Origin of the sequence: Chondrinema litorale, from assembly GCF_026250525.1 — a bacterium.
Classification (GTDB): Bacteria; Bacteroidota; Bacteroidia; order Cytophagales; family Flammeovirgaceae; genus Chondrinema; species Chondrinema litorale.
Map to the genome: position 1 here is coordinate 818,542 of NZ_CP111043.1, position 14,759 is coordinate 833,300.

13 protein-coding genes are annotated in these 14,759 nt (G+C 32.2%); 6 read left to right on the forward strand and 7 right to left on the reverse strand.

Going from position 1 to position 14,759, the window contains the following annotated elements; translation table 11 throughout:
• The first annotated feature begins 146 nt into the window (after nt 1-146).
• Nucleotides 147-1,187 carry a tetratricopeptide repeat protein gene (locus OQ292_RS03330; RefSeq protein WP_284684628.1) on the forward strand — a complete coding sequence of 347 codons (1,041 nt, stop codon included), beginning with the start codon at nt 147-149 and terminating at the stop codon, nt 1,185-1,187.
• Between the two features lie 93 nt (nt 1,188-1,280).
• Here OQ292_RS03330 and OQ292_RS03335 read toward each other — a convergent pair whose 3' ends face one another.
• Both OQ292_RS03335 and lgt read right to left on the reverse strand, forming a co-directional pair.
• On the reverse strand, nt 1,281-1,427 hold the full coding sequence (locus OQ292_RS03335; protein ID WP_284684629.1) for a hypothetical protein: 147 nt from the start codon (nt 1,425-1,427) through the stop codon (nt 1,281-1,283).
• Between the two features lie 200 nt (nt 1,428-1,627).
• Entirely contained in the window at nt 1,628-2,530 is a 903-nt protein-coding gene (lgt, locus tag OQ292_RS03340) for a prolipoprotein diacylglyceryl transferase (RefSeq protein WP_284684630.1), read from the reverse strand.
• A 551-nt stretch (nt 2,531-3,081) separates the two neighbouring features.
• Here lgt and OQ292_RS03345 point away from each other — a divergent pair.
• A complete protein-coding gene (locus OQ292_RS03345) occupies nt 3,082-4,290 on the forward strand; it encodes an acyl-CoA dehydrogenase family protein (RefSeq protein WP_284684631.1) in 1,209 nt (402 codons plus the stop codon).
• 71 nt (nt 4,291-4,361) lie between these two features.
• On the opposite strand, the gene OQ292_RS03350 is transcribed toward OQ292_RS03345, so the two are convergent.
• The gene (locus OQ292_RS03350; RefSeq protein WP_284684632.1) at nt 4,362-6,101 is read right to left on the reverse strand and encodes an OmpL47-type beta-barrel domain-containing protein; all 1,740 of its coding nucleotides are present in this window, start codon (nt 6,099-6,101) and stop codon (nt 4,362-4,364) included.
• A gap of 1,411 nt (nt 6,102-7,512) precedes the next feature.
• On the opposite strand from OQ292_RS03350, the gene OQ292_RS03355 reads away from it, so the two are divergent.
• Both OQ292_RS03355 and OQ292_RS03360 read left to right on the forward strand, forming a co-directional pair.
• A complete protein-coding gene (locus OQ292_RS03355) occupies nt 7,513-8,700 on the forward strand; it encodes a pyridoxal phosphate-dependent aminotransferase (RefSeq protein ID WP_284684633.1) in 1,188 nt (395 codons plus the stop codon).
• A gap of 99 nt (nt 8,701-8,799) precedes the next feature.
• Nucleotides 8,800-9,930, forward strand: coding sequence for an AEC family transporter (locus OQ292_RS03360; RefSeq protein ID WP_284684634.1), 1,131 nt, complete (start codon nt 8,800-8,802; stop codon nt 9,928-9,930).
• Nucleotides 9,931-10,000: 70 nt separating this feature from the next.
• Here OQ292_RS03360 and OQ292_RS03365 read toward each other — a convergent pair whose 3' ends face one another.
• From OQ292_RS03365 to OQ292_RS03375, 3 genes are all read right to left on the reverse strand, one after another.
• Complete coding sequence (locus OQ292_RS03365) at nt 10,001-10,897, reverse strand: TIGR01777 family oxidoreductase (protein WP_284684635.1); 897 nt, start codon at nt 10,895-10,897, stop codon at nt 10,001-10,003.
• 2 nt (nt 10,898-10,899) lie between these two features.
• On the reverse strand, nt 10,900-11,724 hold the full coding sequence (locus tag OQ292_RS03370; RefSeq protein WP_284684636.1) for a hypothetical protein: 825 nt from the start codon (nt 11,722-11,724) through the stop codon (nt 10,900-10,902).
• A 66-nt stretch (nt 11,725-11,790) separates the two neighbouring features.
• Nucleotides 11,791-12,303, reverse strand: a complete 513-nt coding sequence (locus OQ292_RS03375) for a GbsR/MarR family transcriptional regulator (RefSeq protein WP_284684637.1) — start codon at nt 12,301-12,303, stop codon at nt 11,791-11,793.
• 499 nt (nt 12,304-12,802) lie between these two features.
• Here OQ292_RS03375 and OQ292_RS03380 point away from each other — a divergent pair, with 499 nt between their 5' ends.
• On the forward strand, nt 12,803-12,964 hold the full coding sequence (locus tag OQ292_RS03380; RefSeq protein ID WP_284684638.1) for a hypothetical protein: 162 nt from the start codon (nt 12,803-12,805) through the stop codon (nt 12,962-12,964).
• 120 nt (nt 12,965-13,084) lie between these two features.
• On the opposite strand, the gene ruvC is transcribed toward OQ292_RS03380, so the two are convergent.
• On the reverse strand, nt 13,085-13,648 hold the full coding sequence (gene ruvC, locus OQ292_RS03385) for a crossover junction endodeoxyribonuclease RuvC (RefSeq protein ID WP_431733756.1): 564 nt from the start codon (nt 13,646-13,648) through the stop codon (nt 13,085-13,087).
• A gap of 2 nt (nt 13,649-13,650) precedes the next feature.
• Here ruvC and OQ292_RS03390 point away from each other — a divergent pair, with 2 nt between their 5' ends.
• On the forward strand, nt 13,651-14,637 hold the full coding sequence (locus OQ292_RS03390; RefSeq protein WP_284684639.1) for a lysylphosphatidylglycerol synthase domain-containing protein: 987 nt from the start codon (nt 13,651-13,653) through the stop codon (nt 14,635-14,637).
• Nucleotides 14,638-14,759 lie beyond the last annotated feature (122 nt).

The following is a 14,759-nucleotide window of genomic DNA, read 5'->3' on the forward strand; positions in this document are numbered from 1 at the left end:
AAGAAAAACAATAAAAAAAGGCAAACCAATTCCTTGTCCGATAAAAGATTGCTGATTTTTGTCTTTTTTAAAACTCAAATTTAAAAAGCTAATTAGCTTTACAGCATTAATTGAGTTTTAAATATCAAATTTGCCAGCAAACTATTATGAATAAATCTATTCTTTGGATTGCCTTTGTATTAATCAGTTTTTTAATTTCATGCAGTTCTGATGAAGGAGAAAGAAAAGACAGCACCATCAGATTTTTTAGAAGAGGAAAACTTGCATTAGAAAACGAAGATTATTCAGGGGCAATTCGTTACTTCGATTCTGCCATTCAAGAAGACAGCTCTTTTAGTGCTGCATGGAATAATCGGGGTGTTGCACACTTCGAACTAGATGACTTCGACCTTGCAATTAGCGATTACACTTCTGCTATTGATAATGATAGTATTTTTCTAGATGCATACTTTAACAGAGCAAATGCTTATTTCGAAATTAAGGAATACGAAAAAGCAGTTGCTGACTTAAACATTGTAGTCGAGCAGCAGAAAGATTCCGCAGTAGTTTTCACTAACAGAGGTACCATTTACCAAGCAATGGGGAAATACGACGAGGCTCTAAAAGACTTTGAGAAAGTAATTGAAATAGAGCCTGAAGATGCCACTGCCTATTTAAACAAAGGCACTGTTTACTACTATCAACAAAAGTACGATGAAGCCGAAGTCCTTTTCAACAAATCCTTGAAAATGGATGATCAACTTGATTTTGCTTACAATAATCTTGGCTTATTAAGTCTGCAAAAAAAAGATTATGAACAAGCAATGGAGTATTTCAATAAAGCTATAGAATTAAGACCTTCAGCGCCTTATTACCTCAATAACAGAGGTTATACCAACCTAATGCTCAATAACTTTGAAGAGGCCCAAAAAGACATAGACAAGTCTTTGCTATATGATGGAAAAAATCCTTGGGCATTAAGAAACATTGGTATCTATTTTTACAAAAGTGAGACTGATATAAGTAAAGGTATTTCGTATTTAAAAAAGGCTTTAGAATTAAAACCAGACCTTGAACTAATCCATTTCTACTTAGGTGATGCTTACCTAGCAGCAAATAACAAAAAACAAGCTTGCGAAGAATGGAATATATCTATAGAAAAAAGTGAAGTAGATTCTATTGAAGAAAAAACAAAAGCATGCCAGTAGCATTTATTATGCTTGCTGACATTTTATGAGCATTGTACTAGCATTTTAGTTTGCAAGCACGATGCTTTATAAATTTATATTAAATGAAAATTATTATTTGGCAAAAGCCCAAATAAACAAGCCAAGTATAGGACCTGAAGTAAATACTACTTCAACTTTAGCCTCAGCAGGCACGAATAAACCTGCAATAATTCCCATAATTAAAATGCCGAGAACGATATAAATTACAAGCGTTTTCATTTTCACATTATTTACTAATAGTATCAAATTAAGAGGGTTAAACCCTCTACTGTTAAAACAATTTTCAACTTGAGTTAGTTTGCATAGACCTCAATTTAACACACTGTAAATCAATAATTTAAAAATTATTTGCACATAAAAAAACAGGTTTATGCTCATTATGAACATAAACCTGTTTTACTTAGATTTTATCTGAAATTTTATTCGTCTGAAGGAATTTTTGCTTTACCAGTATACACTCTATATAAAAGATAGATACCGGCAATAACTAATGGAATACTCAAAATTTGTCCCATTTTTAAAGGCAAGTCGCTTTCAAAATCTTCTTGTACTTCTTTAAGGAATTCGTAGAAGAATCTAAGCCCAAATATTAACACTAAAAACAAACCTAGAAGAAGGCCTTCAGGCGTTTTAGCTTTCTTCCTACTCCACAATGCCAACAAAATAAAAAAGATTATTAAACAACTAATAGACTCATATAACTGTGCCGGATGTCTTGGTACATCTCCATATTTAGGATTTATGGTAAATACAAAACCCCAAGGTAAGTCTGTGGGCATACCCACAATCTCAGAGTTCATAAGATTACCTAAACGAATGAAGCAACCTGCTAAAGCAACAACAATCACAATTCTATCTACAATCCATAAATAACTTTGGCCTTTCCTTTTTACCTTTTTAGCAGAAAATGAATAAGGTATCAGACCTAACAAGGTTTTAGATCTTATATCATAATTTACATATAAATAGAGTGAAAACAGAATACCGAAAGCTGCTCCATGGCTCGCAAGACCTCCTTTCCAGATTCTCAAAATCTCCAATGGATTACTTAAATAATATTCTGGATCGTAAAACAAACAGTGCCCAAGTCTAGCTCCTAAAATAGTTGCCAATACCATATACAATGTTAGCGTTTCAACATCTTGTTCGGGTTTTCCTTCTGCTCTAAAAATTCTAATGAGGATGTATTGACCAGTTAAAAAACCTAGGGCGAACAATAATCCATACCAACGAATTGATAATGGTCCTAATGGAAAAATTTCTGGATCAGGTCCCCAGTTGATAAAATTTAAAAAGTCAATTGCTGATAGTGTAAATGGCATGTTTAATTATATGAAATTTGAGGGCGTAAATATATAATGCTTATATGTCTTATTTGAAGTAATCTCAAAAAAAAAGTGGCTATATCAAGAGATATATCCACTTAAGGTATCTTAATTATCAGAATAGTAAGTTGGTAATTTTTAATAGTTAGTAGATTTCCATTTTCATATTCAAAAGACTAAGGTTCGAAAACGAAGTAATAACTATGATAAATCATATCATTTATCTTTAAACATTGTCAAATATATAAATAATTAGACAAATTGCAATCTCTTAAAGAAATAAATTATATCATATTTCATATAAATTGCTATTTTAATTGGTAAAAATGCAATTTTTTGAATTGTTAATTTATAAATCAACCCAAACTCAAAATTATGATTTAATCAAGTTTTCTATAAAAATTATATAAATCAAATAATATTTATAGCGTATCATTAAATTTTCATCAACAATTGAAAAGAAATACTATGAAATAAATATAATTATCGAGCTTATTTTTAATAATTCTTTAATTAAAATATTTCTTTTTAGATTTTCGAAAAAAAATATGAAAACACAAGAAAAATTTAAGCGAAGACCAATAAATGATACATTTACCTCTCCAGACTTCTACGAGATAGATGACCTGCTCACCGAAGAGCATAAAATGATAAGAGATAGTGTAAGGCAATTTGTACAAAAAGAAATTTTACCAATTATAGAAGACTGTTGCGAACAAGCGGTTTTCCCTAAACATTTGGTAAAAGAGTTTGGGGAGTTGGGTGCATTTGGACCTAACATACCAGAGGAATATGGAGGTGGAGGATTAGATAATATTTCTTATGGCTTAATAATGCAGGAAATTGAGAGAGGAGACTCAGGAATGCGCTCTACAGTCTCAGTTCAGAGCTCTTTGGTAATGTACCCGATATACATGTTCGGTAGTGAAGAACAAAAACAAAAGTACTTACCCAAGCTTGCAAGTGGAGAAATGCTAGGTTGTTTTGGGTTAACAGAACCAGATTTTGGCTCGAATCCAAGTGGTATGCTCACTAATATTAAAGATGCGGGAGATCATTATATATTAAATGGCTCTAAAATGTGGATATCTAATTCGCCAGAAGCAGATATAGCAGTTGTTTGGGCCAAAAACGAAAATGGCAGAATTAAAGGGGTCATTGTAGAAAAAGGTATGGAAGGCTTTACAGCGCCTGAAATTCATGGGAAATGGTCTTTAAGAGCCAGCATTACTGGCGAGCTTGCTTTTGATAATGTAAAAATACCTAAAGAAAATATTCTACCTGGAAAAGATGGTCTTGGAGCCCCGCTTAAATGCCTTGACTCAGCCAGATATGGCATTGCTTGGGGTGCAGTTGGTGCTGCTATGTCTTGTTATGAGACTGCCAGAAAATATGCTTCTGAAAGAATTCAGTTTGGCAAACCCATAGCCGGATTCCAATTGGTACAAAAGAAACTTGCAGAAATGCTTACTGAAATTACAAAAGCTCAACTATTAACCTGGCGATTAGGTAAGCTCAAAAACGAAGGAAAGGCTACGACTACTCAAATCTCAATGGCTAAAAGAAACAATGTGGAAATCGCTTTAAATATAGCTAGAGAATCGCGACAGATTTTAGGAGGAATGGGTATTACCCAAGAATACCCGATTATGAGACACATGATGAATCTGGAATCTGTAATTACTTACGAAGGTACCCACGACATACACTTGCTAATTCTTGGAAATGAAATTACAGGAATTCCTGCATTTAGTTAAATAAAAAAGAAGCTAACTCTTGCCACTGGCTTAAGTTAGCTTCACAAAAACACCTAACTAACAAAACAATATTATTGGATCACAATCTTGATCAATTCGCTTTTAGTTTCATTACCCAATTTATCTACCGCTCTAACCTGTAACTCTCTTAAACCTTTTTTATCAGTTTTTAAAGGAGAAGTATAAAGTATTTCTTTCCCCCCATCTAAAGTATAATAGATTTTATCTGTACCTACTAACTCATCTGTAGCGGCTAAATAAAGTTGTGTATGAGATGCAAAAACTGGAATTGGCTTATCCTGATCTTTTAAAGTCATAGAGCCTATAGCATCCATACTTAAGTGATAAAATACTTCAGGACCTTTGTTATCAACCACTACATAAAATTTATCAGATCTCTTATTGGTCACATTGTCTTCTCCGCTATAATCAACATGCTGTAAACCTTCTGTATCTAGTGTAAATGGATTATCGTAAGTAGATCCGGTACCACTATTTACTTGGTAGCTAATTTTTTGAACACCAGACTCGTAATCAGAAGCTTTTAGAATAACCTCTGTTTCACTAGTGATAAACATAGTATCTCTATCGAAAAACTGTGCACCTTTGTAAGAGTAGCTTAATTTAGGAGCTGTTAAATCAAGGTATAAATTACCCACTTCATTGTCTGTAGAAGCTTTACCTTTATTTTTTACTTTATCTATTGCATAAAAACTAACTGTACCAGCACCTTGAGGCTTGTCTAATAAAAATGGAGAATCATACTTTGCATATGTATCACCACTAATAGAGTAATAAATATCTTCTAAACCAGCTTTGTTGTCAATCGCTGATAATTTAATTTTTGTTGAACCTGCAATAAATACTTTTCCACCTGCAGCGTGTCTTGCACCAATAATTTCTGATCTAACCTTTGGAGCAATTTTATCTAAGTAAAATGAATAAGTTTTCATTGACTCTTCATTCTCTACATTATCTTTTGCTTGGTAGCTTAATGTATGTTCACCATCTTGCAGATTGTACATTGTAAGAGATTTACCATAAACAGCCTGAGACGTTTCTTCATACTTGTAGAAAGTATATTTTACACCTGAAGAATTATCGTTGCTTGACAAGGCAATTACAGATCGTGGAGATAAGATTCCATCTAAGTGATCGCCTGTGATTTCATGGCTTGATACTGGAGGAGTAGTATCTACAGTAAATATTTTTGTATTTGGCTCCTCTGGGTTACCAACAGCATCCACTGCATAATAACTAAAAGTATAATCACCTTCTTTTCCGAAATCTACTGCAGAAGAATACTCAGTGTAAGCAGCAGTATTTGTTGAAAAATAAGTTTTCTCAACTCCAGATAAATAATCTTTAGAAGAAAGTGAAGCATTTAACCCCTTGCCATAAAATACTTTACCACTAGAAACAAACTTTGGTGCATCAGAAAAAGACAATGAAGTTGCAGGAGCGTACTTATCTCTTTCTACTTCAAACTCCACTTCTAACTGAGGTACAATTGCTTTTTTTGTTTCTGGGTCTACAGCATATCTAGTTCTGATAAAGTTGGTTCCTTCTGTATCAAAAAAGTAAGGATTCGTGTACTTATCAGCATTTCCTTTTGTAAGCTTTATTAGATCTGATTTTCCATCTGGATCTGTCGAGATGAAAAAATAAACAGGGAGATCTGCCTGCCAATAAATTGTTCCCTTATCGTTTTTAACAACCTTCTTTTCATGCTGCAACTGCTCTTGGGCATATAAACTAGTCGAAGCCAACATAGCTGTAATTGCAAAAATGATAGTAGTTTTTAATCTCATTATTATGTATGGGTTATAGCGGTAAATTTTATAGTATTCACGTACCTGTAGGTGCTATATTTCCCTTATATCTTTGTTTAAATACTGCATTAGTCATTTTGCTATATGACATTCTATACAAGAATTAACTTTTCCTTAGTAAAACCAATACTTTTTGCTTAAAAATGAAGCAAAGTACCTAACATTTAGGTGATGGCCCTACACTTAGAAAATCTTCTTAATACATGTTTAAAATTTCCTTATTTAGCTAGGAAGAAATAATGTGCACAAAACATTATTTTGATTTTTTTATCAAATACCTATATTGCTAACGCCCTGATAATGGTAGTTAACAAAGTAATTTATCTAGTTAAGTTCTTATTTTAAAAGATTATCTACTGATGTAATATTTAATGCAGAGACGAATAATGTTTTCGCTAAAAATTGAAGAAAACTATTGAAATATAGCCGATTTATTGAGAACCTCTATTAAACTAAGCATTTCATTTACTATACATTTTATCTAAAAAAAGGCTTCGTTAGCCTTATTAAGCATAATTTTCTAAATACCTGAAAGCAGGCAATCAATTTATAAATGATTATTGAAATTCATCTTGTTTAAGGTTACACTACTGTAAGAAAATATTTGAAATTTAAATCTAATCGTAAAACAGAGAAGTTATAAATTGCACACTTTTAAATACCATTATAGAGGCATAAAACCTATATTGGTTTTATTAGAAAAACATAAAATGCCATTTATTAATAAAGTTAAACACGTCGAGTTTTTAAAATTTCAACCAACGATAGGATACTAATTTATTGGCAATAACTTAACAACCTAAATCACTATTATCACTAAGCTTTAATTTCCTAAAAAAATTAATTTAGATTAAACAGGATTATACACCTCCGAATTAGGTTCCGAAATTATTATTTAGGGTTTAAAATCTTACATGCATATAATGTTATTCTATAAAAATGAGGGTGAAATGTAGAGTTGATATATTTTTTATTAGATTTTTTCAGTAAAACCATCTATATTTCAAGGAAAGATTCGATTATTTGATAAAAATTTAAAAAATATCCCTATTTTTTTAGAATAGACGAATTACATAAAATTCAGCACGAATGAACTGAATTTCACTGCATAATACATAAAATAGGCGTTTCAAAAGAGATAGAGGCGATTTTACTAGACAAACAACTTTTGTTTTATTCTATTAAAACTTTAATTTAGAGTCTAAATAACGATCGAATTAACAACTTCCTTACCTTAACCATACCAAAAGTTTAAAGACTTTACTGTACACTAACAATAAACAGAAGGCCTAAATATTGAGATCATTTTAGATTACCAATTTACTTCCTAGTAACAAGGGAGTGTCATATTTTTATTGAAGGTATTATTATTCATTTAAAATTGTTAAAAATGTCAACTACTTTATCTAGAAGAGAATGGTTAAGAAAAGGATTATTCGCTAGTGGCGCTCTTACTTTAGGTGCAGCCCTTCCAATGAATTCAATGGGAGCATCATTAAGAGAAGATTCTAAATATATATACTATAGCAATGGTTTTAAAGAACTTAAGCGTCCTAAACTTCCAGATTTATCTACGCTTAAAGCAAGATTGTTTTTAAATGAAAACCCTTACGGTCCTTCTCCAAAAGCACTAGAGGCTCTTGTAAATCAGGCTCCGGGTGGTAATCACTATTCTTGGAATATCTTAGGCGAATTAGTAGAAAAAATCGCTGATCAAGAAGGTGTTAAGCCAAGCAATATTATGATGGGTCCAGGTTCTTCTGACCTTCTTGAAAAAACTGCTTTAGTTTCTTTTATGAAAGGTGAAGGTAACATTGTATCTGGTGACCCAGCTTACATGTCTTTAGTAAATGTTTCTAAGTCTTGTGGTGGTGAGTGGAAAGCAGTTAAATTGCTAGATGACTACCAGCACGATTTAAAGAAAATGGAAGCTGCTATAGATGCTGATACTAAAATAGTATACATCACAAACCCTAATAACCCAACTGGTACTATTACAAACGACAAAGACCTTTACGATTTTGTAGATAGAGTTTCTGACAAGGTTATGGTATTTGTTGACGAAGCTTACCTTGAACTTTCAGACAAAGGTCTTAAGTCAAGTATGGTTCCATTAGTAGCTAAAGGTAAAAACGTAATTGTTTCTAGAACTTTCTCTAAAATCCACGGTATGGCTGGTATTAGAGTTGGTTACATAGTAGGTCTTGAAGAAACACTTAACGGAATCCAAAAAATCACTAGAGGTGGTATGGGTATCAGTGGTCCTTCTATAATGGCAGCTACTGCTAGTATGGATGACAAAGACTTCCTTGAAATGAGCAAAACTAAAATTGCTGAATCAAGAAAATTCACTTTCGACCTATTAGAGTCTAAAGGTATTACTTACATGCCTTCTCAAACCAACTTCGTAATGTTCCCGCTAGAAGTTGATGGCGATACTTATCTGCAAAAAATGTACGATGAGAAAGTTGCTGTAAAAGTTTACAAATTCTGGGATAAAACATGGTGCCGTGTAAGTATGGGTACTATGGACGAAATGAAAGTATTTGCTGGTGCTCTCGATAAAGCTATCGGATAAGCACTAGTTATAGAATATTGAAAATGCTCACTATCAATAGGCAGAGATAAGATTATTTATCTGTCTCTGCCTTTGTATTATATAAACACAACCCCTATAATGAATCTCGCACTTCAAAAAACAATCGCATTCCTATTTCTAATACTTTTAGGATTTTTGTTAAGAAAGAAGTTACCTGCCAAAGAGCAAATTGGAGGCATTAAAATGCTGATTCTAAGTGTTGCTTTGCCTGCTATGATTTTTGTGGCTTTATTAAATATTGAAATTGAACTAAGCCTCTTATATCTACCTGTACTTGCCATAGCTTTTAACTTTATAATGGCATTTGCAACTAACTATATGCTTCCGGTTTTTGGCATAGAAAAAAACTCTTCTACTAACAGAACACTCACTATGCTCTTGCCTTCTTTGGCTCCGGGACTTTCTTGCTTTCCTTATTTGCTAGAATATCTTGGCGAAGAAATGTTTGCTTGGGCAGCATTAGCAGATGTTGGAAATAAAATATTTGTTCTTATTGTTTTATACATGCTAGCGATGAGCTGGTTTTATAAAAGACAGTCAGGAACAGCCAAAGTTTCTAAAAATGAAAAACTTAAATCTTTAATGGTTTCATTGATAGAAGAACCTGTAAATATGGTAATTGTAACAGCCTTATTGTTATTAACATTTGGAATTAACTTAGATTCACTACCATATTTCTTACAAAATGCAGCTGGCAGACTAAGTGCTATGATGACGCCACTTATTCTATTATTTATTGGCTTAGCTGTAAAAGTTGATAAAAGCCAAATTAAAACAATCCTTGGACTTTTAGTATGGAGATCAGGTTTAGCATTTGTAATAAGCGCAGCTTTAATATATGCTTTACCAGAAGCTACTCCTGTAGCAGTTTTAATACTTGCTGTAGCATTTCCTCAAAGTTCAGCTAGCTTTTGGCCATTTGCACACATTTCGGCTATTAGCTCACTCGAAGAAAAAAATATGCCTGAAGATGGACATACTTTTGACAGAGACCTTGCTCTTGCAGTATTAGCATTTTCTCTACCATTTTCAACTATGATTATACTTGCAATATGCTCTATTGGTGGACCATTCTTCACCTCAGAGTTAAACTTACTAGCTACCGGATTTATCTTCTTAGCTTGTGGAGCTCTTCCGTTTATTATTACTAAACTGAGAGAGAAATCTAAAGAAGAAGAAGAAAACGAAGTTTCTGTTGTAGCTGAATAATTTGAATTATCCATTTATACAAACATAGAACAAACACCGTCCCCTGTAAATGCAGGGGACATTTTTTTTGTCAATGGCATAAATTTTCAAAAGCTTTAGCTAATAAGCCATAATCGAATACAAAGCCATTTTCGATTAACTTCTCAGGGTAAACCTTTCGACTTTTTAATAGCAATTCTGTTTCTGTACCTATAATAACTGAGCCTAACTCCAACAAAAACCTTGATTGTGAAAAGCCAATTGGCATATTAAGCGAGCGTCTAAGTCCCTCAGTAAATAAATCATTCTTAACAGGCTCAGGAGAAGTAATATTAATTTCCCCTTCCATATTTTCATTTTGTATAATAAAGTCTACTGCTTTACAAAAGTCTTTAATATGAATCCAGCTCATATACTGTTTGCCATTACCTTGCTTACCTCCCATTCCTAATTGGCTAAGCCACTTCATTTTTGGAAATGCACCTCCATTTTCACCTAAAACAATTGAAGTTCTCAATGCTACTTTTCTAACTTGACCAATTGATTTATTGAAAAACTCAGATTCCCAACGCTTACAAATATTCATAGAAAAATCATCACCAATAATTCCATTCTGCTCTGTCATAATCTCATTCTCTGAATGAATATAAATGGTAGCACTACTGGAATTTAACCAAACCTTTGGTGGATTTTTACATTGAGACATTGCGATGTTTAAAACCTTAGTACTTTCAATTCGGGAAGAAAGAATTTTGTCTCTGTTAGATTGATTATATCGGCAATCGACAGATTTACCAGATAAATTTATGAGTGCATCACTACCTTCTAAAACATCTACCCAATCACCTATGCTTTTTCCATCCCAATAAATTTGAGAAGCTTCAGGCTTTCGACTTAATACAATTGTTTCGATTCCTTTATCTCTAAAATATGCAACTAGTGCTTTACCCAAGAAACCAGATCCACCTGCTATTACTATCTTTCTCATAACTAAATAAAGATTGTTAGGATGAATACAAGTACTCCCATTCTATATAAAACCCATGATGCAGAAAGTAATGTAGGAAACTTTTTGAGTTTACATCTTCTTATATGCTCCAGTAACATTAAAGAAACTACAACAAAGAAATACCCTACAAGAACCAATACTGGTAAAACAACAAAGCTTTGAATAATCAAAACTGGACTTAATAGTAAACCGCCTATAAGTGAAACAGTAGACATGTTACCCAAATATTCTAGAGCCTCATTGTTTTTCTTCCTAAAAGCTTTTACAGCTACATATTGCCAAATAATTTGACCAACACAAACCACGATTTCTAAAAACCAAGAGCTCTCCCAACCGAAAAAGCTATAAATAGATACTGAATACTCATGTAAAACTACACCTGTAAATAGAGCAACTAAAATGATGTAGACCAATCTATATTTAAGATTAAAATCTGGCGTGCAATCTCTTCCAACTGCTGTATTAGCTGAAGGATAAATTACTTTTCTATTAAATGATATTAGTTTGTATAGCCTAAAGAGAAAAGGATACATAAACTCTGCTATGGCCTTAAACAACTGACTTTTGTGAGTAGTAATTTTAATGAGTGCATCTAGTCCATATAAAGTTTGATGAGTTTGTGTATCGTGTAATGCTATTTCATTTTTAGCTCTATCTAAATCAATATCATTTACAAAAGCTTCATTTGTCTTTTGGTAGGGACTAATTGTGTTATTATCTACAAGATTAAACCTAGTAAAACAAGCACCATAAGCTTTACACATAGGGCAATCATTATCAACGAGTAATTTGTTACTTACTAACATTTTTAAACTTTTAGAAATTATTGAAAGTTTGTAATAAAAAAAACAGGCACTAGCCTATTTTTTACTTCAGTTATTCTGAAACATCTGAATCACTTTTTTAAAGAACATATTATCATTCAGCCTTATCATAAGTTCTGAGAGCTGATCCATTTGAGAAATAAACTCATCTAGAGATTTTACCATTTCTTTAAAATGTAATACCTCTTCATCATCCCCTTCTAATGATTCATTTTTTAAAGAAATTAATAAATCTTGTACAGGTTGTAGCTCTCTCCTCTTGCGTTCTTGCATAATATTTTTTGATATCTCCCAAATATTATGGCTAGCAGCAAAAAACTCTTTTCTCTCACCCAACTTGTTTTGCTTACTTACTAGCTTCCAATTAATTAGCTCTCTCAAGTTTATATTTACATTCCCTCTCGATAATTGGATAGCTTCCATTATTTCCTCTGTACTTAATTCGTTCTTATTCGATAGAAGTAATGCATGAATCTGCGCCATCGATCTTGGTATTCCCCACGAAGAACCTAATGCTCCCCATGTTTGTACAAATTCCATTTTAGCTTTATCTAATTCCATAAACGTAAAGGTAGCAACAAAGTTTTTAAACTTTCAATAATTATTGAAAGTTTGTGAATTCACCCTAAAAAAAGTAATGCAAATAATTTATTTTTCTAACAATAATGTCTTTTTGGAGCGTTTGAAAACTGAAAATTCACCTAAGGTGAGAATAAACTAAATTACTTTTTGAGCTATTATTTTTTTTATAGCCACCTGATATAACTGACAAATCTAATTTCATCCTGAGAATTTATTTGAGTTTCAATTCTTCATGGATTTGGTTTAATGTGTGCATATTTTCTTACAGATGTAAGATTTATTGAGTTTGAAAAACAAATAAATGTTAGGGATTAAGCTTGATTAACAGCATATTTTAACGCAGAGCATTTATAGCTTATACATTTGAACAACACAGAAAAGAATAATGATGTAATATTTTTTATTCTTTTTTAACCAGAACAAATCAAAACAACGATTTAGTCAGTATTTATCACAAAAAAATTAAACACAAAATACTATGGAACAGAATACTCAAGTAAAAGAAAAAAACAAAAAGCAACTAGGTATTGAACCTGCTATTTCAAGAAAGTACGATACGCTTATCTCAGGAATGATTGTAGTAGGTGCATTATTATTAGTTGGTCTTGTATTGTTAAACACTGAATTTACTCTATGGTAAAATCTTTACTTATTTTTTAAACTAATCACCAGTATTTGAGATGGGAATCGCTATACTCAAATGAGTATAAAGGAATGTACTGGAATATAATTTTTTGAAAGACCTGCTTAAAAGCAGGTCTTACTTTTTTACACGACCTGGGTTCTCAGTTAAAAAAGCTTTCCAAGATTTAGATTTTCTTAGATTATTTCCATTTTGGTAAAAATGGCAGAGAGCTACTCCTAAAGCATCTGTAGCATCTAACATACTATTATCATCCGCTTTAAACTGAAGTATATTCATAATCATAGCAGCGACCTGCTCTTTTGTTGCATTTCCATTACCAGTTACAGATTGCTTCACTTTTTTAGGTGCATATTCTACTATAGGAATATCCAATGCCAAAGCAGCAGCCATAGCTACTCCTTGTGCCCTACCTAACTTAAGCATAGATTGAACATTTTTACCATAAAAAGGAGCTTCCAGTGCCATCTCATCAGGATGATATTCTTCTATAAGTTGCGTTATTTTTTCAAATATCTTTTTAAGTTTGAGTGGATGAGAATTGTAAGAAGAAAGATGAATTACTCCATATTGCAGCAAACTGGGTTTATTATTCCTGATAAACAAAAGGCCATACCCTGTTACATTTGTACCAGGATCGACTCCTAATATTATTTTTTCCTTGATCACTTTTTTATTCATGCATGAAATATTTATCAGGTGCGCTCAAATTTAATCAAATAAATATAAGCAGAAAGACAAGTCTGGTTTTAAAGGCTTCATTTCTAGTTATTGCTTTTTCATATATCACTTATGTAGCAATTAATCATAAAGGATTTAACCAAGACTTTGCACACTCACTAAAAAAAATTTCTCAAAACAATTTTTTCTTTCTTTTTTTTATTGTGATACTCATGCCTCTAAACTGGTTTGCTGAGGCTTTTAAATGGAAACTACTAGTAAACCCTCTACAAAAAATCTCTTATTTTCAGTCAATTAAAGGTATTATTTCGGGTATAAGTATGTCTTTTCTTACTATTGGAGGCGTTGGCGATTACCTTGGAAGAGCATTACATATCGACAAAATTAACAGAACTACACTCATCGGAATTACGCTAGTAAATGGCATCTACCAAAACCTAATAACATATGCTTGTGGAGGTGTTGGTTTAATTTTTTTATTCTCCAACAATCTTAACCAAATAGGTATTTATATAGCATGGGTCGCCCTCGCTCTTATTACTCTATTAATTATAATTCTACTATTTAACATCCACTTGCTATTACCTTTTAAACAAATAAGCAGGTACACAGAACCTTTTAAAGATTACTCAACACTCGATAAAATCAAGATTACAATTGCTTCCATATTCCGATATACAATCATTCTAATACAATACTTCTGTATTCTGTATGCATTACAAATTGAAATCGGTCTTGTAGATTTTTTTACTGGAATTTCTCTAATGCTGCTTCTAAAATCTGTAATCCCAAGATTTAGTTTTTTAAGTGATTTGGGTATAAGGGAGTTTTCAGCACTGTTATTTTTTAGTAACTTGGGTTTAAACCCAGCAGATATTATAAGTTCTACACTACTTTTATGGCTCTTAAATATTCTACTACCTGCAATTACAGGCTTATTTATGATTACGAAGAAAGACTTTACAAAAAAGCCAACATCTATTGATTAAAAATTAATCATTATTTCAAAAAATTTGTTAGCTTAGATAAGATAATGTCTAATTTTATGAAAAATATTTTTAATTAAAACCGTCGATTCTCTATTAGGAAGTAAACACTGTGCACTTCCTAC